This window comes from Klebsiella sp. K-Nf6, assembly GCF_002806655.1.
Lineage (GTDB): Bacteria > Pseudomonadota > Gammaproteobacteria > Enterobacterales > Enterobacteriaceae > Klebsiella > Klebsiella variicola.
The window spans coordinates 54,165-72,693 of record NZ_PIBN01000022.1 but is presented as its reverse complement, the minus strand read 5'-3'; the positions used below and the strand labels follow the sequence as shown (position 1 = coordinate 72,693).

The following is an 18,529-nucleotide window of genomic DNA, read 5'->3' as shown; positions in this document are numbered from 1 at the left end:
CAGCCCATGCCGGTTTTCTGTTCAATAACCACACGTTATTTACGGCGAGGTGGGGTATGGAATCGCAAATCTGGGTTGTGAGCACGCTGCTGATAAGCATCGTGTTAATCGTCTTAACGATCGTCAAACTGAAGTTTCATCCGTTTCTGGCGCTGCTGCTGGCGAGCTTTTTCGTCGGCGCGATGATGGGGATGGGCCCGCTGGAGATGGTCAACGCCATTGAGAGTGGGATCGGCGGCACGCTGGGCTTCCTGGCGGCGGTGATCGGTCTCGGCACCATTCTCGGTAAGATGATGGAGGTTTCCGGCGCGGCGGAGCGTATCGGCCTGACGCTGCAGCGCTGCCGCTGGCTGTCGGCGGACGTGATTATGGTGCTGGTCGGCCTGATCTGCGGCATTACGCTGTTTGTCGAAGTCGGCGTAGTGCTGCTGATCCCGCTGGCGTTCTCCATCGCTAAAAAAACCAATACCTCACTGCTGAAGCTGGCCATTCCGCTGTGTACGGCCCTGATGGCGGTGCATTGCGTGGTGCCGCCGCATCCGGCCGCGCTGTTCGTTGCCAACAAACTGGGCGCCGATATCGGGACGGTTATCGTCTATGGTCTGCTGGTCGGCCTGATGGCCTCGCTGGTCGGCGGCCCGCTGTTCCTCAAGCTGCTCGGCAACCGTCTGCCGTTTAAATCGGTGCCGGCCGAATTTTCCAACCTCGACGTTCGCGAAGAATCGACGCTGCCGTCGCTCGGCGCCACGCTGTTTACCGTACTGCTGCCGATTGGCCTGATGCTGGTGAAAACCGTCGCCGAACTGAACATGGCGAAAGGTGGCACGCTGTATATGTTGCTGGAATTTATCGGCAACCCCATCACCGCCATGTTTATCGCCGTCTTTGTCGCCTATTACATTCTCGGCATTCGTCGGCAGATGGGGATGGGCGTCCTGCTGACTCATACTGAAAACGGCTTCGGATCGATCGCCAACATCCTGCTGATTATTGGCGCCGGCGGCGCGTTCAACGCGATTTTGAAATCCAGCGGCCTGGCCGATAGCCTGGCGGTGATCCTCTCGAATCTGCATATGCATCCGATTCTGCTGGCCTGGCTGGTGGCGCTTATCCTGCACGCCGCCGTCGGCTCCGCTACCGTGGCGATGATGGGCGCTACCGCCATCGTTGCGCCGATGCTGCCGCTTTATCCTGGCGTAAGCCCGGAGATCATCGCCATTGCCATCGGTTCCGGCGCCATTGGCTGCACGATCGTCACCGATTCCCTTTTCTGGCTGGTAAAACAGTACTGCGGCGCCAGCCTCAGTGAAACGTTCAAGTACTATACGACGGCGACATTTATCGCTTCACTACTTGCACTAGCCTGCACCTTCCTGCTTTCTTTCATCATCTAAGCGAACGAGACGTAATATGAAAAACGCTGACCTGACCCAATTAACCGCGACCTTCCCGCTTGTGCAGGAGCTGATCGCTCTGAAAGAAACCACCTGGTTTAACCCGGCAACGACAACGCTGGCGCAAGGTTTGCCCTATGTCGGCCTGACCGCCGCAGATGTAAAAGACGCTCACGAACGCCTGCAGCGCTTCGCGCCCTATCTGGCGGAAGCTTTCCCGGAAACGGCCGCCACCGGCGGGATTATCGAATCAGAAGTGGTTGCCATTCCGGCAATGAAACGCCGCCTCGAGCAACAATTCAACCAGCCGATTAATGGCGATCTGTTACTGAAAAAAGATAGCCACCTGCCGATTTCGGGTTCCATTAAGGCACGCGGCGGCATTTATGAAGTGCTGACCCATGCAGAAAAGCTGGCGCTGGAAGCCGGGCTGCTCAGTACCGCAGATGATTATCGCAAATTGCTGACGCCGGAATTTAAACAGTTCTTCAGCCAGTACAGCATCGCCGTCGGCTCCACCGGCAACCTCGGGATGTCGATCGGCATCATGAGCGCGCGCATCGGCTTTAAGGTTACGGTACATATGTCTGCCGATGCCAGAGCATGGAAAAAGGCCAAACTGCGCAGCCACGGCGTGACGGTCGTTGAATATGAAGAGGACTACGGCGTGGCGGTCGAACAGGGACGCAAGGCAGCGGAATCCGACCCGAACTGCTTTTTCATCGATGATGAAAACTCGCGCACGCTGTTCCTCGGCTATGCCGTAGCCGGCGAGCGCCTGAAGGCGCAGTTTGCCAAAGCAGGGCGTGTGGTCGATGCCGATCATCCGCTGTTCGTCTATCTGCCGTGCGGCGTTGGCGGCGGCCCCGGCGGCGTGGCATTCGGCCTGAAGCTGGCCTTCGGCGACCACGTTCACTGCCTGTTCGCCGAACCGACCCACTCGCCATGCATGCTGCTCGGCATCTATACCGGGCTCCACGACCAGATTGCGGTGCAGGATTTAGGGATTGATAATCTGACCGCCGCCGACGGTCTGGCGGTCGGCCGCGCTTCCGGGTTCGTTGGCCGGGCGATGGAGCGCCTGCTCGACGGGCTGTATACCCTTGATGATCAGACGATGTACGACATGCTGGGCTGGCTGGCGAAAGCGGAAATCATTCGCCTTGAACCGTCCGCGCTGGCCGGAATGGCCGGGCCGCAGCGGGTCTGCGCCAGCCAGGCGTACCATCAGCTACAAGGTCTGAGTGAACAACAGCTGCAGCACGCCACCCACCTGGTGTGGGCGACCGGCGGCGGCATGGTGCCGGAAGAGGAGATGGCGCAGTATCTGGCGAAGGGGCGCTAACCTTCAGCGCAGCAGCGGCATCAGCGCCTCTGGCGGCCGCTGCTGTCGGCGTAAATCTCGCATCACTCGCATATAAGGCCCGCTAAGATCGTAGAACTGCCGGTAACCCGCGCACAGCGGGTCTTCCTGTTCGCCGCAGCGGCACAGGCGCAGCCACGGGCAGCCGTAGCAGGTGCTGTTGGCCGCTGGCGCGCCTGGCTGGGTCAGCGTCTCGCCGCACCAGGCGCTCAGCGTCTCACTAAACAGCAAAATATCGATTCGCCCAATATCTTCCCGCACCCAGCGGTGAAAGACAGTGCAAAGAAACTCACCCCAGAGCGCGGCATCGCCGGCCGCCAGCTGCGGAATAAAATGGATAGCGGTGAGACCCTGTTTACGCAGTTGCGCATAGAACGCCTGCGGCTGGTGGCAATGATGCGCCTCCACCACGACAGCCTGAAAGGGAGTGTCATGTTGCTGGCCGGGGGCATGAGTGAGAGGCAAATTCGCCGGACATCCTGTCATGACATATCCCTAATGAATAAAACGATCTGTTGAAGGTGAGTAACAGCAAACAGGAATGCCAGAGAAAGTACTGCGAGAGCGATCAAAAATTTGTCACGAACCACCCGCGGCTGAAAAAAATCGCTGTCATCGACGTCCATCAGATGACGACGGCGGGTATAGCCCCAGAGGATCACCGCCACTATCGCCAGCACGCCGATCGACAGCCAGAACGGCAGGCCGGCGCGGTGCCAGCTGTGTTTAATCGCCAGCGCCATCAGCGCGCCATAGCCCAACAGAGTGCGAAACCAGGCCAGCGAGGTGCGCTCTGGCTGTAGTCCCGGATCGCCTTCCCGCCGCGCCCGGCGTTTATCCGCCATACACCACCAGCAGCATCACCGCGGCCACCACCGCCAACAGCAGGATGCTAATCACCAGCAGCGTGCGGGTATAGGGAAGGTCCTGCTTCAGACGCATCGCCTTCTCGTTATTCAGCCAGCGCAGATAGCCATAGATGGCCATGCCGCCGGCAAAGAGACACAGCAGCAGGGCAAGAATTTCACGGATCAGCGGCGTGGCAAAGTCCGGCGCTAACTGGTCAAGGCCGACGCCAGCAGCCAGAAAACCGAGCGCCGTGCGGATCCACGCCAGAAAGGTGCGTTCGTTAGCCAGCGAAAAGCGGTAATCTGGCGCTTCGCCGAGGCGGGAGATTTTCATTACAGTTCCTTGTTCATCGCGCAGGCAGGCTTCAGCATAGCGTAAATCAGGAACCGGGGAGAAGAACCGGCGCCCCGCGGGCGCCGGTCAAACAGCGGGGATTAATGCAGCTCAGGCCAGTAATCTTTGTTGGCCGCAATCAGGTCGTCGAGGATCGCTTTCGCCACCGAGGCGCTCGGTACGGTTTTCGACAGGGTAATCGCCTGCCACAGCTTGTGGTAAGAGCGTTGTTCCCAGGCATCGACCACCAGTTTTTCCACTGCCACCTGCTGGCTCATCATCCCTTTCTGGAAGTGCGGGATGTCGCCGACCGTCAGCGGTTCCGGTCCGTTGTGGCCCACCAGGCACGGGATCTCCACCATCGCGTCGGCGTCAAAGTTATGGATCGCGCCGTTGTTTGGCACAATCAGCAGCATCCTTTCCTGCGTGTTAAAGGCGATGGCCGTCGCCAGATCGACGATATACGACGCATGCTCGTCAATCTCCAGATCGCCGGCAGTGGATTTCCCGGCGGCAATAATCGCCCGGCAGGCACTGAAGACGTTTTTCTCCCGATGATCCATCACCTCGTTGGCGCGGGTGCGTTCCGGGTTGGAGTGAGCTACCACGTAGTCCGGGAACAAGTAATATTTCAGGTAGGTGTTCGGCATGGTCTGCGGATCCAGCGCCTGCACGTCTCTCGCTTTGGCGAAGGTATCGTTCCAGCTGGCCTCGGTGTGCGGATCGTTAGAGGGCGGCACATAGCCATATTTCGCCACATACTCGCGCAGCTTCGGCATCAAATCGTTGCCGTCGAGGTCTTCAATCGACGTCCACCAGCCAAAGTGATTGAGGCCGTAGTAGCGCACGCGCATCTGTTTGCGATCTTTGAGGCCGACAATCTGCGCCATCCGCCCTTCAATGCCGATCGGCATATCGCAGATGTTGAGGATTTTGGCGTTCGGCCGCAGACGCCGGGTGGCTTCCGCCACAATCGCCGCCGGGTTGGAGTAGTTGAGCATCCAGGCGTTCGGCGAGTATTTTTCCATATAATCCACCAGCTCCAGCACGCCTCCGATAGAGCGCATACCGTAGGCGATCCCCCCCGGTCCACAGGTCTCCTGGCCCAGCACGCCGTGGCGCAGCGGGATTTTCTCATCCTGTTCACGCATCGGATATTTACCGACGCGGATATGCGCCATGACGAAATCAACATCGGTAAACGCCGCCTGCGGATCGGTGGTATAGCTGAATTGAATATCCGGCGCCTGCTCTTTGAGGATCACTTTGCACGCCTCGGCGATTGTCTCCTGCCGCGCGCCGTCGTTGTCGTAAAATTTCAGCGACCGCAGCGGAAAACGATCCTGGTTTGCCAGCAGCATCAGAACAATGCCCGGGGTGAAGGTGCTGCCGCCGCCTGCGATAACAACTGAGAATTTTTTCATGATACTGCCTCCGTCATGGTGGTATGTTCGGTCGAAAGAGAATCTTTCATCAGGTTTTCCAGCTGGTCGCGCACCTGGGGAACGTGCAGGCCGACGATGACCTGAATCCCGTTGCCGCGGCGTACTACCCCGTGGGCGCCCAGCGCTTTAAAGACGTCGTCACTTTGCGTTTTCGCCATATCGACCAGCGCGATGCGCAGTCGGGTGGCGCAGTTGTTAATGCTTTCAATGTTGTCGGCGCCACCGAGGGCCTGTAGGAAGCCAGCAGCCTGACCCAGCCGGGTCTCTGGCGCGGCGGCGGCCGTGGTTTTACCTCGTGCCGCCTGGTAATCGGCCTTGCTGTAGAGCTTGATTTCGCTCTCTTCCCGACCAGGCGTCTTCAGGTTCAGACGCAGGATCAAGGTGCGGAAGACCACGAAGTACAGGGCGGTGAAACAGAGGCCGATGCCTATCTGAATGAACATCATCGAGGCGTGGTGATGGAACATCGGGATCCAGTTTTGCGGCAAGAATTGATCGAGCAGGCCGCCGCCGAAATTGCCTACCACCCCGCAGATGTACATCACCGTCGCCATGGTCGCCGCCAGCACCGCGTGAACGGCAAACAGCAGCGGCGAGATGAACAGGAAGGTGAACTCCAGTGGTTCGGTGATCCCGACCAGCATCGCGGTCAGGGTGGCAGGGATGAGCAAGCCAGCGACCTTGACGCGGTTTTCCGGCGCGGCGGTGAAGTAGAGCGCCAGCGCAATCCCCACCGAACCAAACACTTTCGAGTTACCGTGCAGGGCAAAGCCGCCCTCCGGGAACAGCGTCTTCAGCGGTTCCGTACTTTGACTAAACGCCTGCAGATGCTCCGCCCAGTAGACCTGCAGACCGCCCTCCACCACCGCCGGGCCAAAGATGAACGGACCATAGACGAAGTGGTGCAGACCGGTGGGGATCAGAATGCGCTCAAGGAAGATGTAGACCCACACCCCAAGCGCCCCGGCTGAGCGCAGGAAGGCCTGCAGCGATTCAATGCCCAGCTGGACCTTTGGCCAGCCGAGCAGGGTCAGCCAGGCGCAGGGGATCATCGCGAGGAAGGCGACAATGACCACAAACGATGAGCCCTGAAAGATGCCGAGGAATACCGGCAGGGGTTTATCGAAATAGCGATTGTGCAGGGCCGTCACCAGGCCGGAGATGACGATGGCGCCGATAATGCTGGTGTCGAGGGTTTTGATCCCGGCAATCATCGTCAGGCCGCTGCCTGCCGTGGGTTCAACGGCAAAGTCGACGCCAAAGAAGTGGCCCCAGGTCATCCCCATGGCGTTGATAAAGTAGTTCCAGGTGAGAAAGCTCACCAGCACCGCCAGACAGGCCCGGCCCTGGGCCTGTTTCGCCAGGCCGATCGGCAGACCGACGGCGAAAATCAGCGGCATATTACGAAAGACAGTCCAGCCGCCCTCTTCAATGATGTGAACGATCTGGGCAAACAGGCTGTCGGGTGCGGTCAGCGCTTCGCCGACAAACATCGGGTTGCGCAGCATGATGGCGATACCGACCACAATCCCGGCAAAAGGAAACAACAAAACCGGGGTAAACATGGCGCCGCCAAAGCGTTGTATTTGACTGAGCATTTGAAAATCCTCATGTAACAACTCGTAGGGTGAGTGGCCTTCTTTTTCTTGATTACCGGCCTCACTCGAGAATAGAAATTTGCCCGTCCGACAACATGCCGCGCCGTTGCGATTCGTGATCCCATTCATGGTTTTAATTTGGCCAAAGTTGTCTACTTCTATAACCAAAGTTAGACATCAATAAATCAGACAGTGGAATTAACGAAATGAATGAGTACTAATTACTTGTAATAAATCTATTTTTTTAACGAAAAGAGAAGACAGCGACATTCCATTTTCCTGCACAAGAGGACTACTGGTGATCTACAAATCCATTGCTGACCGCCTGCGGCTGCGGCTGAATTCCGCCGACTTCGCCATCGGTAGCCCACTACCGGGAGAGAAAAAACTGGCCGAGGAGTTCGGGGTGGCGCGCATGACTATCCGCAAAGCCATCGACCTGCTGGTGGACTGGGGATTGGTTGTGCGTCGCCACGGCTCGGGAACGTTCGTGGCACGTAAGGACGTCCATCATGAAACCAGCAATCTCACCGGCCTGGCGGAAGTGCTGCGCAAGCAGGGCAAAGAGGTGGTGAGCCAGGTGCTGGCCTTCGAGGTGATGCCTGCCCCGCCGGCCATCGCCAGCCTGCTGCGGATTAAAATTGATGAACGGATCTACTTCTCACGGCGGGTGCGCTACGTCGATGGTAAGCCGCTGATGCTGGAGGATAGCTATATGCCGGTGAAACTGTTCCGCAACCTGTCACTGAGCCATCTGGAGGGTTCGAAATTTGATTATATTGAGAAGGAGTGCGGGATCATCATCAGCGGGAACTATGAAACGCTGACGCCGGTGCTGGCGGACAAGCAGCTGGCGCGCTCAATGAACGTCCCGGAGCAGACGCCGCTGCTGCGTATTACCTCCCTTTCCTACAGCGACAGCGGCGAGTTTCTTAACTATTCCGTCATGTTCCGCAACGCCAGCGAGTATCAGGTGGATTACCACCTGCGTCGCGTCCAGGCGCAAAGCCCGCTAGCTCAGCCCCCAGAACAGCACGGCGAGTAGCTGCGGAGTGATAATCCGCAGGAACATCACCAGCGGATAGACGGTGGCGTAAGAGAGCGCCGCCGCGCCGCTGGTGGCGTGCAGATTGTTGGCGAAGGCCAGCGCCGGAGGGTCAGTCATGGAGCCGGCCAGCATGCCGCACAGCGTCAGATAGTTCATTTTTGCCAGCATGCGCGCGAGGATCCCCACCGTCAGCAGCGGGATGGCGGTGATGAAAATGCCGTAAGCGATCCAGCTCAGACCCTCGCCCTGGGTCAGGGTCGCGACAAAGTCGCCCCCCGATTTTAGACCGACCACCGCCAGAAACAGCACGATCCCCAGCTCGCGCAGCGCCAGGTTGGCGCTCGGCGGCATAAACCAGTACAGCTTGCCAATACTGCCGATACGCCCGAGGATCAGCGCCATAATCAGCGGCCCACCGGCCAGCCCCAGCTTCAACGCGGCAGGAAAGCCGGGAATAAACAACGGGATAGATCCCAGCAGTACCCCGAGGCCGATGCCGATAAACACCGGCAGCATCTGGACCTGCTGCAGCTTCTGCTGAGCGTTACCCAGTTCGGCGGCCACGGCGTCAATCGCCTCCTGACGGCCGACCAGGTTGAGGATGTCACCAAACTGCAGGCTGGCGCTGCTGCTGGCCACCAGCTCGACGCCAGCGCGATTCAGCCGGGAGATCACCACGTCATAGCGCTGTTTGACGTGCAGATCGCGTATTTTCTTCCCCAGCACTTTTTCGTTAGTGACCACCACCCGCTCGACTTTCAGATCGGTGCCGCGCGTCGACAGCGAGGTGGCCACCTCCTGGCCAATCACCAGCTGCGCATTGTGCAGATCCTCAGGTCGCCCCACCAGGTGCAACAGGTCGCCCGCCTGGATAAGGGTGCCCGGCGCAGGCACCATCAACAGCTCACCGCGCTTCAGCCGCGAACAGACGATGTTGTCGCTATTGAGCATCGGCACATCCTGAATCGCCATCTGGTTGAGGTTGGGGTTCTCCACCCGCACGTTAATGGTGTGCAAATGAGCGTGGCCGTTGCCGCTGCTCTCTTCAAACCGCTGGGCCTCTTTCTCCACATTGATGCGGAAGAACAGGCGCACCAGCCACATGGTCAGCAGAATGCCGCAGATGCCGAACGGATACGCCATCGCGTAACTCATCCCCATCTGATCGACCACCTCGAACGGCACCCCAAGATCGCGCAGGATTTGCTGCCCGGCCCCCAGCGCCGGCGTGTTGGTCACCGCACCGGAGAAGATACCGAGCACTACCGGGAGAGGAATATTGAACAGTTTATGCAGCACCGCGGTCACCAGGCCGCCGAGGATAACGATAAGGATAGCGAACAGATTGAGCCGCAGGCCAGAGACCCGCAGCGAGGCGAAAAAGCCCGGCCCCACCTGAATACCGATGGTGTAGACAAACAGGATCAAGCCGAATTCCTGAATAAAATGCAGCATTGGGCTGCTGAGGGCGACACCCGCCTGATCGACAAAGTGGCCGACAATAATCCCGCCAAACAGGACACCGCCAATGCCAAAGCCGACGCCGCGGATTTTGACATTGCCGATCCACAACCCCACTACCGCCACCAGCGCCAGCACGCTGACCGTCAATGCTATCTCACTCATGGTATCGTCCCTGTGAATAACACCATTAACTACAGGGATTATGACCACTGCCAGACGGGTTGTATGCCGCCTGGCGCACAATACCAGCAAACAGACCGGCACAAAAAAGCCCCGAAAATCGGGGCCTTATAAGTTATTCGCTTAATTAACTATTTAACGCTGGTCGTTCGCTGATGGCGATACGCTGCGGGGCAATCTGCTCAGGCTCATTGCGGGTCAGATCGATATGCAGCAGGCCATTGGTGAAGGTCGCGCCAGAGACCTCCATGTTGTCGGCGAGGGTGAAGCTCAGGCTGAAGGCCTGGCTCACCAGCCCCTGGTGCAGCCATGTGGTCTCTTTTTCCGGCTGCTGCGGCGTGCCTTTCACCACCAGACGGGTACCTTCCAGTTGAATATCCAGATCTTCCTGACGGAAACCGGCCAGCGCAAGGGTAATGCGATAGTGGTTATCGTCGCTTTTTTCGATGTTATAGGGCGGGAAGCTCTGGCTTTCACCGGCGGTTTGCAGGGCGTTGGCCAGTTTGTCAAAACCGATCCATTGACGCAGCAGGGGGGATAAATCGTAGTTACGCATAGTGTTTTCTCCTTCTATGAAGCGAGTGAATACCTGCGAATTCTGTAAATTCGCATCTGCTCCCTGACGGCGAGCAGGTTGTGACATCAGGCCGCCACGCGGCCTGAAACGGACAATTAGTTGATTTCGATGCGGCGCGGCTTGTTCGCTTCCGGGATCACGCGTTCCAGATCGATATACAGCAGGCCGTTCACCAGGTTGGCGCCGCGGACGTGAATGTTTTCCGCCAGCTGGAATTTGCGCTCGAAGTTACGCTCGGCGATCCCCTGATACAGGTAGGTCCGCTCTTTCTGCTCGGCGGCGTGGGCGCCTTTGACGATCAGCAGATTGTCCTGGGCCGTGATCTCCAGCTCGCTTTCGGCAAAGCCAGCCACCGCGATAGCGATACGATAGTGGTTTTCGTCTACCAGCTCGACGTTATACGGAGGATAGCCGCCGTTGCTCTGACTTTGATTGTTTTCCAGCAGGTTGAACAGGCGGTCGAAACCAATGGCTGAACGATATAGCGGGGAGAGATCGAAGTTACGCATAGTAAATAGCTCCTGAAAATCAGCGAGAATCAAATGACCTTCCATCGTGGACAGGCCGCGGTAATCCGGAATACCCCTCAGGCGTATTCTCAGTGGGTTACACCTATAAAATGGGTTTCTCCCCGTGCTTTTCAAGGGATTGAGGGCGAATTTTTTTGCAGTTTACCGATGATTGCTTAGACTGGGGGGAGGAGCACAAAAAGCAAAGTGCGATGCCCGCCACAGTGCGACGCAATAACGCTATGCATTCACGGGTTGGCCCGATATAACCGCTGAAAGGTTATCTCAACGCCCGAAACGACGATGGAAGAACAATGAAAAGCAGACGACTGTTAAAGCTGGTCCTGTTCAGCGGGATAATAAGCCTGAGCGGTTGCTCCAGCGTAATGTCACATACCGGTGGCAAAGAGGGAACCTATCCGGGCACGCGATCCAGTGCGCAAACGCTGGGGGACAGCGACACCAACTGGGGTGTGAAATCACTGGTGGCGTTGGACATGCCGTTCACCGCCGTCATGGATACCCTGCTGCTGCCGTGGGATATGTTCCGCACCGACAGCTCAATCAAATCGCGGGTTGAAAAGAGTGAGAAGGCCACGCTGGCGACCAACTCGGTTATCCCGCCAGCGTCGATGCCTGCCCAGTAAGTTATCGCCCGGTCTGCGTGACCCACAGCTGGCGATAACTGTCCACCTCCTCCATCCAGGCAATCTGTGTCCCGTCTGGCGAAAAGACGATCGCGTCTGCTGAGGGCGGATGACCGTGCACATCGGTTAAAAAGGTAATCTCCCCCGTGCCGGCATGACAGCAGGCAATCCGATCCTCCAGCACAAAGCCCAGCCATTCTCCTGTTGGATGCCAGTTAAACGCCGACTGGATACCCGATGCGTGATACGTCAACTGTCGCGGCTCGCCCCCCTGCGGTGAAATAAGCCACAGCTGCACCACGCCGGCGTCATCGCGCATCAGAAAGGCTATCGCCGTCGCCTGTGGATTGGCGCGCACCCAGTGGCGCGGAACGTTCACCAGCCCCGGATAGCGGCGATGCTGGGTGAAGGTCAAACGACGCTGACTGACGCCCGCCGGCGGGGCCGGCATCGTGGTTGCGGTACCGGCCAGCGGCGCCCCGCCAGGCTGCTTCCAGCCGGCTTCTTCCTGTGGCAGATCGACAATAAACAGCTCAGGCACTTTATTGCCATTTTCCGCCAGGGTATCGCCAATAAACGCCAGCGCCTGGTTCCCAACCCACCCCTCTTCATAGGCGCGATTAATCTCATCGCTGCCTGGCGCTGGAGTCGGTGTCGTACGGCTTACCAGCACGCACCAGTGGCTGCCGCTATATTCGCGCGGATGCTGCCCCTGCGGCGTCACCGGTCCATACGGCGTCGCTACGCCGACGTTGCGCAAGTCCAGCGCCGGGTCGCGTTCGTGCAGCACGTGGTCGTTGTAGGTAAAACTGACGAACTGACCATTGGGGCTATAGACATGGACGTGGCTGCCGCCGCGCAGCGCGCCGGGCGTGTAAGGGGCGGTAATGTCCATGGCGTCCAGATTCTCGACGGCCCCCTGAAAGGCCACCACTCCGCGGCGATGATGAAAATCATACTGCCACTGCGCATCCGGCCGCTCGGGGCCGTGAATAAACACGTAGCGCTCCTGGGTGGGATGCACAGTCACCACGCCGACGTGCGCGCCTTGCGTGGCACGATAAATGGTCTCCACAGTACCGCTGTTTACGTTCACTCGCTCAATGGTCTCGCCGGTGAACGACGCGCCGGACGGGCGGACGTCGAACACCAGCCACTGGCTGTCGGGGGTCCAGGTGCGGGTGTTGGTAAGCTGGTGGTTGCGAGGGGCAAAGGTGACTTGTTTCATGGTGTGCTGACCGGGCCGATATAAGAGTGGCGTTAGCATACCGCAATCCGCACGGGGTTGAATGCCCGGCAACCTGCTTAAAACGCTTCCCCAACCTGGAAATAGAACCCGCTGCTGCCTTTGCCGATGCCATAATCAAGACGGATATTGACCCGCGGCTTGAACTCGAAACGATAGCCAACGCCGCCGGTGGGCAGCCAGCGGCCATTGTTCAGCGATGACAGCGACGGCCCCATGGTTCCCGCCCCGACCCAGGCGACAATCCCGTGCCGCCAGGTGAGCTGCCGGCGGTATTCCAGTTGGCTGCTGACGACGTTGTTATCCCGGTAGCGCCCCTGATAGTAGCCTCGCATCCGCTCGTCGCTGCCCAGCAGGGGCATCATGCTCCACGGAACATCGCCCTGGGTGAAGGCACCATCGGCCTCCCAGGCGAGCACGCTTTTCTCGCTCAGGGCATGATAATGGCTATAGTGCAGCTGAAATTCATCAAAGCGGGTATCGCTGCCTAACCCGGGGGCGTAATGGGTGTAGCGGAAGTTGGCATACTGGCCCCGGCGCGGGTTGGGGACAAAGTCGCGATCGTCCCAGTTGATATCGATGCTGGCGCCAGAGCTGAATACCGACGGTCCCTGTGGGGTACTTTCTATTTTCGGTAAATCGTCGTGGTCCATCTCATCGGCATTCTGCGCCGCCAGCGACCACCCAGCGCCGAGATAGACATTGTCGATCAGTTGCCGGTAGATTGTCGGGCGCAGGGTCAGCACCTGGGCGGTATATTTTTCCTTCTCGTTGTCTTTATCTCCGGCGTGAAAACCCTGCCCCCAGAAGTAAGTCGGGGTATTGGCCATCGACCCTTCAACAAATACGCGCCACAGATCGTTGTCGAAAAAGGCGTAGTTTTTCACGCTGAGGCCAAACGCGCCGGTGGAGCTGGCGTAGCCGCTGAGCGTCAGGGTGGAATTCTGGCTGGTGGTATCCTGCGGATCGGGGCGATACATGCCGACGACGGCGGTGCCGATGCCCAGCCCCAGCTCCGGCGTATAGAACGGACCGGGCATCACGCCCCAATCGATCCCTTTACTGGCGTCGAACTTATCGCTGGCGCCGAGATGCTGCAGCCAGTCGTCGATTTTCTCGCGGCTGAGCATCTCGGCCTGGCTGCCAATCGGGCAGGTCATCAGCAGCAGAAAAGTGATAAACAGTCGGCTCAAAAGCGGTACTCGCCGGAAATAAAGAAACTGTTACGTTCGGCAAAGCCAAACTCCGTAGTGATATTAACGTTTTTCGTCAGCTCATACTGCGCGCCCACCAGCACGTTCCACGGCGACTGCAGATGCTGTTTCACATCGAAGCGGCCGTTATTGTCCTGATTGGCCAGATTGACCATATTTTGCAGCATCGGCGACGGCATCGAGAGATCGTTGAGGCTGCCCTTAAACTCCTGCTGTACGTCCTGATACATGCTGCCGACCCACAGGTTCAGCTTTCCGGCGGGGAGATGCAGCGCCTCGACCGATGGCGTATTAAAACGATAGCCTACGCGCGGCGAAAAGGTAAACGCGTCGATACTGCCGTCGAGGATATCAAAGCGCGTTTGCGTGTAGTTGGCGTCCAGCACGGTAAACCAGTTGCCGACGCCGCCCACCAGGGTGGTGCCCATCCCGTAGGTGGTGCCTTTAAAATCGAGACGAAAGTCGAGATCCTGCATCCCCGGCATGGGCACCACTTTACCGTTTGGCCCCTTCAGGCCGACGGCAATTTGCGAAATCGAATGCCCTTCGGTGTGTCCGACGAGGCCATAAACGTTCATAAATGGCAGCAGCCAGGCATCCAGCTTAAGCGTCTCGGTTTTGCTGCTTTCCCGGGTATTACCGACGCCAATCTGGAAGGCGTTATCCAGCGAGACCGGCCCATTAGCGAAAATGGTATTCACGGCGTGTTTGCAGACAGGATCCTTACCGCAATCGATGTTACGGCCATCCAGCGACAGCCCGGTGAAGTTAATGCTGTCGACATTAATATTCTGCCGCATATCCATATAGTTAATGCTGACGCCGAACGGCAGCGGCAGGACGTAGCCGCGTTTTCTGGCCTCATCGCCTAAAAAAGGCAATATCGCGGTTGGTTCCGCTACTGCAGTCTCAGTTTTGACCGGCGCAGGCAGATCCGCCGGTTCTGCGCCGTGATAGGCGTATACCGGCTCGAGCGGCATCGTTGGTTCCGCGGCCGCGCAAATCTGAACAGAGGCGAATGGCAGCGCAACCCACATCAAACGGTGGTATATATTCATGAAAACTATGATGTTAGTGATGAATTGCGAAAAAGAGGGCGGGTAGCTTATAGAATCCCCTGCGCGGAATAAGGGATTTAAATGCGGATTAACATCTGTTCATGAAAAAAGAGAAGACCGGCCCGGACAACGCCGGGCCTGAAGAACGCTTACGCTAAAACGTATTTTTCAATGGCGAAGGCGACGCCATCTTCGAGGTTAGATTTGGTGATGAAGTTCGCCGCTTCTTTGACCGCGGGAATGGCGTTATCCATCGCCACGCCGACGCCGGCAAACTCAATCATCGCGATATCATTTTCCTGATCGCCAATCGCCATAATCTCTTCCGGCTTGATGCCCAGCGCATCGGCCAGGGACTTCACGCCGGTGCCTTTATTGACGCGTTTATCCAGAATTTCGAGGAAGTACGGCGCACTTTTCAGCACGGTATACTTCTCTTTCACTTCCGCCGGGATACGGGCGATGGCCTTATCCAGGATCGCCGGCTCATCGATCATCATCACCTTCAGCAGCTGGATCTCAGGGTCCATCTTCTCCGCTTCACAGAACACCAGCGGGATGGTCGCCACGTAGGATTCGTGGACGGTGTAGTAGCTGATATCGCGGTTCGCGGTGTAGAGCGTGTTGCGATCGAGCGCGTGGAAGTGAGAGCCGACCTCGCGGGAGAGCTGCTCGAGGAAGCGATAGTCATCATAGCTCAGCGCGGTTTGCGCAACGGTACTGCCATCACCGGCCTTCTGTACCAGCGCGCCATTGTAAGTAATGCAGTAATCACCCGGCTGTTCCATATGCAGCTCTTTCAGATAGCTGTGGACACCGGCGTAAGGGCGGCCGGTGGTCAGCACCACGTTGACACCCCGCTCGCGCGCCGCGGCGATGGCGGTTTTCACCGCAGGAGAGATGGTATGGTCTGGCAGCAGCAGAGTGCCGTCCATATCGATTGCAATCAGTTTAATAGCCATAGGATCCCCGGGTAAGATGAGTCTTCCCTCATGCTAACGCGATTCCGCTCAAAAAACAGTAAAAGTGTCGGGCAGAAAGGGGGATGGAAGCGGGGACGAAGAATCCCCTTTTAGCGGTAAAGAAAAGCCCGGTGAAGCTTACGCCTACCGGGCCTGCGCATTGTGCCATCCCGGTAACGCTGCTTACCGGGAGAACTTACGCTTTAGATATCAATATTCGCCGCTTTCAGGGCGTTCTCTTCGATAAAGGCGCGACGCGGCTCAACGGCATCGCCCATCAGAGTGGTGAACAGCTGGTCGGCAGCGATCGCATCCTTAACGGTGACGCGCAGCATGCGGCGGCTGTCCGGATCCATGGTGGTTTCCCACAGCTGATCCGGGTTCATCTCACCCAGACCTTTATAGCGCTGGATAGAGAGACCGCGACGGGACTCCTTCACCAGCCAGTCGAGGGCCTGCTCGAAGCTGGCTACCGGCTGACGGCGTTCGCCGCGCTCGATGTAGGCATCTTCTTCCATCAGGCCACGCAGTTTCTCACCCAGGGTACAGATACGGCGATATTCCGGCCCCATGACGAACTCGTTATCCAGCGGATAGTCGGTATCCACCCCGTGGGTACGGACGCGGATAATCGGTTCAAACTGCTGCAACTCGGTGTTCTCACGGACATCAAATTTCCACTGGCTGCCGTGCTGCTCTTTCTCATTCAGCTCGGAGACCAGGGTGTTCACCCAGCGGGTCACCTTCTGCTCGTCAGCCAGATCGGCCTCGGTCAGGGTCGGCTGATAGATAAGCTCTTTCAGCATCGCTTTCGGGAAGCGGCGCTCCATGCGGCCAATCATTTTCTGGGTGGCGTTGAACTCGGCAACCAGTTTTTCCAGCGGTTCGCCCGCCAGCGCCGGCGCATTGGCGTTGGTATGCAGGGTCGCACCGTCAAGAGCGATAGCGATCTGATACTGATCCATCGCTTCGTCGTCTTTAATGTACTGTTCCTGCTTGCCTTTCTTCACTTTGTACAGCGGCGGCTGGGCAATGTAGACATGGCCGCGTTCGACGATTTCCGGCATCTGACGGTAGAAGAAGGTCAACAGCAGGGTACGAATGTGCGAGCCGTCGACGTCCGCATCGGTCATGATGATGATGCTGTGATAGCGCAGTTTATCCGGGTTGTACTCATCGCGGCCGATGCCGCAGCCAAGGGCGGTGATCAGCGTCGCCACTTCCTGGGAAGAGAGCATTTTATCGAAGCGGGCTTTCTCAACGTTGAGGATTTTACCCTTCAGCGGCAGGATCGCCTGGTTCTTACGGTTACGACCCTGTTTAGCAGAGCCGCCCGCGGAGTCCCCTTCCACCAGGTACAGTTCAGACAGCGCCGGGTCGCGTTCCTGGCAATCCGCCAGTTTGCCCGGCAGGCCTGCCAGGTCAAGGGCGCCTTTACGACGGGTCATCTCACGGGCGCGACGCGCAGCTTCGCGGGCGCGGGCGGCGTCGATAATTTTGCCGACCACAATTTTGGCATCGGACGGGTTTTCCAACAGGTATTCGCTCAGCAGTTCGTTCATCTGCTGTTCTACCGCCGATTTCACCTCGGAAGAGACCAGCTTGTCTTTGGTCTGCGAGGAGAATTTCGGATCCGGCACTTTCACGGATACCACGGCGATCAGGCCTTCACGCGCGTCGTCGCCGGTGGCGCTGACTTTCGCTTTTTTGCTGTAGCCCTCTTTATCCATGTAGGCATTGAGGGTACGGGTCATCGCCGCGCGGAAGCCCGCCAGGTGAGTACCGCCGTCGCGCTGCGGAATGTTGTTGGTAAAGCAGTAGATGTTTTCCTGGAAACCGTCGTTCCACTGCAGCGCCACTTCCACGCCAATACCGTCTTTTTCGGTGGAGAAATAGAAGATATTCGGGTGGATCGGCGTTTTGTTCTTGTTGAGATACTCAACAAACGCCTTAATGCCGCCTTCGTAGTGGAAATGGTCTTCTTTGCCGTCGCGCTTATCGCGCAGGCGGATTGAAACCCCGGAGTTCAGGAACGACAGCTCGCGCAGACGTTTCGCCAGGATCTCATATTCGAATTCAGTAACGTTGGTGAAGGTTTCATGGCTCGGCCAGAAACGCACCATGGTGCCGGTTTTATCGGTCTCGCCGGTCACCGCCAGCGGCGCCTGCGGTACACCGTGCACATAAATCTGTTTGTGGACTTTGTTATCGCGCTGGATAACCAGCTCCAGCTTCTGCGACAGGGCGTTAACCACCGAGACGCCTACGCCGTGCAGACCGCCGGACACTTTATAGGAGTTATCATCGAATTTACCGCCGGCGTGCAGGACGGTCATGATAACTTCCGCTGCGGAGACGCCCTCTTCCGGGTGAATGCCGGTTGGGATGCCGCGACCGTCATCCTGTACGGAGACGGAGTTATCGCTGTGGATGGTCACAACGATATCTTTGCAGTAACCCGCGAGCGCTTCGTCGATAGCGTTATCCACAACCTCGAATACCATGTGGTGCAGACCGGTGCCGTCATCCGTGTCGCCGATATACATACCCGGGCGCTTACGCACCGCATCCAGCCCTTTCAGGACTTTGATACTGGAGGAGTCATAAGAATTCGACATCAACGTTTCTCGCTCATTTAATCT

17 protein-coding genes and 1 other annotated feature are annotated in these 18,529 nt (G+C 57.9%); of the genes, 4 read left to right on the top strand and 13 right to left on the bottom strand.

Features of this window, described 5'->3' with window-relative positions; all coding sequences use genetic code 11:
* Positions 1–56: 56 nt before the first annotated feature.
* Both dsdX and dsdA read left to right on the top strand, forming a co-directional pair.
* A complete protein-coding gene (gene dsdX, locus CWM61_RS25890; protein ID WP_074385314.1) occupies positions 57–1,394 on the top strand; it encodes a D-serine transporter DsdX in 1,338 nt (445 codons plus the stop codon).
* A 16-nt stretch (positions 1,395–1,410) separates the two neighbouring features.
* On the top strand, positions 1,411–2,739 hold the full coding sequence (gene dsdA / locus CWM61_RS25885; protein ID WP_100632166.1) for a D-serine ammonia-lyase: 1,329 nt from the start codon (positions 1,411–1,413) through the stop codon (positions 2,737–2,739).
* A gap of 3 nt (positions 2,740–2,742) precedes the next feature.
* On the opposite strand, the gene CWM61_RS25880 is transcribed toward dsdA, so the two are convergent.
* From CWM61_RS25880 to CWM61_RS25860, 5 genes are all read right to left on the bottom strand, one after another.
* Entirely contained in the window at positions 2,743–3,165 is a 423-nt protein-coding gene (locus CWM61_RS25880) for a regulator (protein WP_074385312.1), read from the bottom strand.
* Between the two features lie 74 nt (positions 3,166–3,239).
* Positions 3,240–3,602 carry a DUF202 domain-containing protein gene (locus CWM61_RS25875; RefSeq protein WP_074385311.1) on the bottom strand — a complete coding sequence of 121 codons (363 nt, stop codon included), beginning with the start codon at positions 3,600–3,602 and terminating at the stop codon, positions 3,240–3,242.
* Positions 3,592–3,939 (bottom strand): YidH family protein, encoded by a 348-nt coding sequence (locus CWM61_RS25870; RefSeq protein WP_002923305.1) that lies wholly within the window; start codon positions 3,937–3,939, stop codon positions 3,592–3,594. Before CWM61_RS25870 ends, CWM61_RS25875 begins: the two co-directional genes overlap by 11 nt.
* A gap of 101 nt (positions 3,940–4,040) precedes the next feature.
* The gene (locus CWM61_RS25865) at positions 4,041–5,363 is read right to left on the bottom strand and encodes a 6-phospho-alpha-glucosidase (RefSeq protein WP_074385310.1); all 1,323 of its coding nucleotides are present in this window, start codon (positions 5,361–5,363) and stop codon (positions 4,041–4,043) included.
* A complete protein-coding gene (locus CWM61_RS25860) occupies positions 5,360–6,982 on the bottom strand; it encodes an alpha-glucoside-specific PTS transporter subunit IIBC (RefSeq protein WP_074385309.1) in 1,623 nt (540 codons plus the stop codon). The genes CWM61_RS25865 and CWM61_RS25860 overlap by 4 nt, the downstream gene beginning before the upstream one ends.
* Positions 6,983–7,280: 298 nt before the next feature.
* Here CWM61_RS25860 and CWM61_RS25855 point away from each other — a divergent pair, with 298 nt between their 5' ends.
* Positions 7,281–8,027 (top strand): GntR family transcriptional regulator, encoded by a 747-nt coding sequence (locus tag CWM61_RS25855; RefSeq protein WP_008806752.1) that lies wholly within the window; start codon positions 7,281–7,283, stop codon positions 8,025–8,027.
* Here CWM61_RS25855 and CWM61_RS25850 read toward each other — a convergent pair.
* The 3 genes from CWM61_RS25850 to ibpA form a co-directional block, all read right to left on the bottom strand.
* Entirely contained in the window at positions 7,995–9,656 is a 1,662-nt protein-coding gene (locus CWM61_RS25850; protein ID WP_043874933.1) for a putative transporter, read from the bottom strand. The two genes, CWM61_RS25855 and CWM61_RS25850, sit on opposite strands and share 33 nt — an antisense overlap.
* 145 nt (positions 9,657–9,801) lie before the next feature.
* Positions 9,802–10,230, bottom strand: a complete 429-nt coding sequence (gene ibpB / locus CWM61_RS25845; RefSeq protein WP_008806750.1) for a small heat shock chaperone IbpB — start codon at positions 10,228–10,230, stop codon at positions 9,802–9,804.
* A 116-nt stretch (positions 10,231–10,346) separates the two neighbouring features.
* A complete protein-coding gene (ibpA, locus tag CWM61_RS25840) occupies positions 10,347–10,760 on the bottom strand; it encodes a small heat shock chaperone IbpA (RefSeq protein WP_004151523.1) in 414 nt (137 codons plus the stop codon).
* Positions 10,754–10,829, bottom strand: a sequence feature (ROSE (Repression Of Heat Shock gene Expression) occurs in the 5'-region of heat shock genes and acts as an RNA thermometer to modulate expression.). (Overlaps the previous gene by 7 nt.)
* Positions 10,830–11,074: 245 nt before the next feature.
* On the opposite strand from ibpA, the gene CWM61_RS25835 reads away from it, so the two are divergent.
* Positions 11,075–11,407, top strand: a complete 333-nt coding sequence (locus CWM61_RS25835) for a YceK/YidQ family lipoprotein (protein ID WP_061152886.1) — start codon at positions 11,075–11,077, stop codon at positions 11,405–11,407.
* A 1-nt stretch (position 11,408) separates the two neighbouring features.
* Here CWM61_RS25835 and CWM61_RS25830 read toward each other — a convergent pair whose 3' ends face one another.
* The 5 genes from CWM61_RS25830 to gyrB all read right to left on the bottom strand — a co-directional run bounded on the left by CWM61_RS25830 (position 11,409) and on the right by gyrB (position 18,505).
* Complete coding sequence (locus CWM61_RS25830) at positions 11,409–12,635, bottom strand: DUF3748 domain-containing protein (protein ID WP_074385308.1); 1,227 nt, start codon at positions 12,633–12,635, stop codon at positions 11,409–11,411.
* A gap of 77 nt (positions 12,636–12,712) precedes the next feature.
* Entirely contained in the window at positions 12,713–13,846 is a 1,134-nt protein-coding gene (locus CWM61_RS25825) for a BamA/TamA family outer membrane protein (RefSeq protein ID WP_074385307.1), read from the bottom strand.
* Positions 13,843–14,925 carry a hypothetical protein gene (locus CWM61_RS25820; RefSeq protein ID WP_100632165.1) on the bottom strand — a complete coding sequence of 361 codons (1,083 nt, stop codon included), beginning with the start codon at positions 14,923–14,925 and terminating at the stop codon, positions 13,843–13,845. The genes CWM61_RS25825 and CWM61_RS25820 overlap by 4 nt, the downstream gene beginning before the upstream one ends.
* 149 nt (positions 14,926–15,074) lie before the next feature.
* Positions 15,075–15,887 carry a sugar-phosphatase gene (yidA, locus tag CWM61_RS25815; protein ID WP_074385305.1) on the bottom strand — a complete coding sequence of 271 codons (813 nt, stop codon included), beginning with the start codon at positions 15,885–15,887 and terminating at the stop codon, positions 15,075–15,077.
* Positions 15,888–16,090: 203 nt separating this feature from the next.
* Entirely contained in the window at positions 16,091–18,505 is a 2,415-nt protein-coding gene (gyrB, locus tag CWM61_RS25810; RefSeq protein WP_074385300.1) for a DNA topoisomerase (ATP-hydrolyzing) subunit B, read from the bottom strand.
* Between the last annotated feature and the right edge of the window lie 24 nt (positions 18,506–18,529).

Bases quoted from the DNA above. Each gene is read 5' to 3' on its own strand.
- dsdX (WP_074385314.1), top strand. From the start codon at position 57: ATGGAATCGCAAATCTGGGTTGTGAGCACGCTGCTGATAAGCATCGTG.
- dsdA (WP_100632166.1), top strand. From the start codon at position 1,411: ATGAAAAACGCTGACCTGACCCAATTAACCGCGACCTTCCCGCTTGTG.
- CWM61_RS25875 (WP_074385311.1), bottom strand. From the start codon at position 3,602: ATGGCGGATAAACGCCGGGCGCGGCGGGAAGGCGATCCGGGACTACAG.
- CWM61_RS25870 (WP_002923305.1), bottom strand. From the start codon at position 3,939: ATGAAAATCTCCCGCCTCGGCGAAGCGCCAGATTACCGCTTTTCGCTG.
- CWM61_RS25865 (WP_074385310.1), bottom strand. From the start codon at position 5,363: ATGAAAAAATTCTCAGTTGTTATCGCAGGCGGCGGCAGCACCTTCACC.
- CWM61_RS25860 (WP_074385309.1), bottom strand. From the start codon at position 6,982: ATGCTCAGTCAAATACAACGCTTTGGCGGCGCCATGTTTACCCCGGTT.
- CWM61_RS25850 (WP_043874933.1), bottom strand. From the start codon at position 9,656: ATGAGTGAGATAGCATTGACGGTCAGCGTGCTGGCGCTGGTGGCGGTA.
- ibpB (WP_008806750.1), bottom strand. From the start codon at position 10,230: ATGCGTAACTACGATTTATCCCCCCTGCTGCGTCAATGGATCGGTTTT.
- ibpA (WP_004151523.1), bottom strand. From the start codon at position 10,760: ATGCGTAACTTCGATCTCTCCCCGCTATATCGTTCAGCCATTGGTTTC.
- CWM61_RS25835 (WP_061152886.1), top strand. From the start codon at position 11,075: ATGAAAAGCAGACGACTGTTAAAGCTGGTCCTGTTCAGCGGGATAATA.
- CWM61_RS25830 (WP_074385308.1), bottom strand. From the start codon at position 12,635: ATGAAACAAGTCACCTTTGCCCCTCGCAACCACCAGCTTACCAACACC.
- CWM61_RS25820 (WP_100632165.1), bottom strand. From the start codon at position 14,925: ATGAATATATACCACCGTTTGATGTGGGTTGCGCTGCCATTCGCCTCT.
- yidA (WP_074385305.1), bottom strand. From the start codon at position 15,887: ATGGCTATTAAACTGATTGCAATCGATATGGACGGCACTCTGCTGCTG.
- gyrB (WP_074385300.1), bottom strand. From the start codon at position 18,505: ATGTCGAATTCTTATGACTCCTCCAGTATCAAAGTCCTGAAAGGGCTG.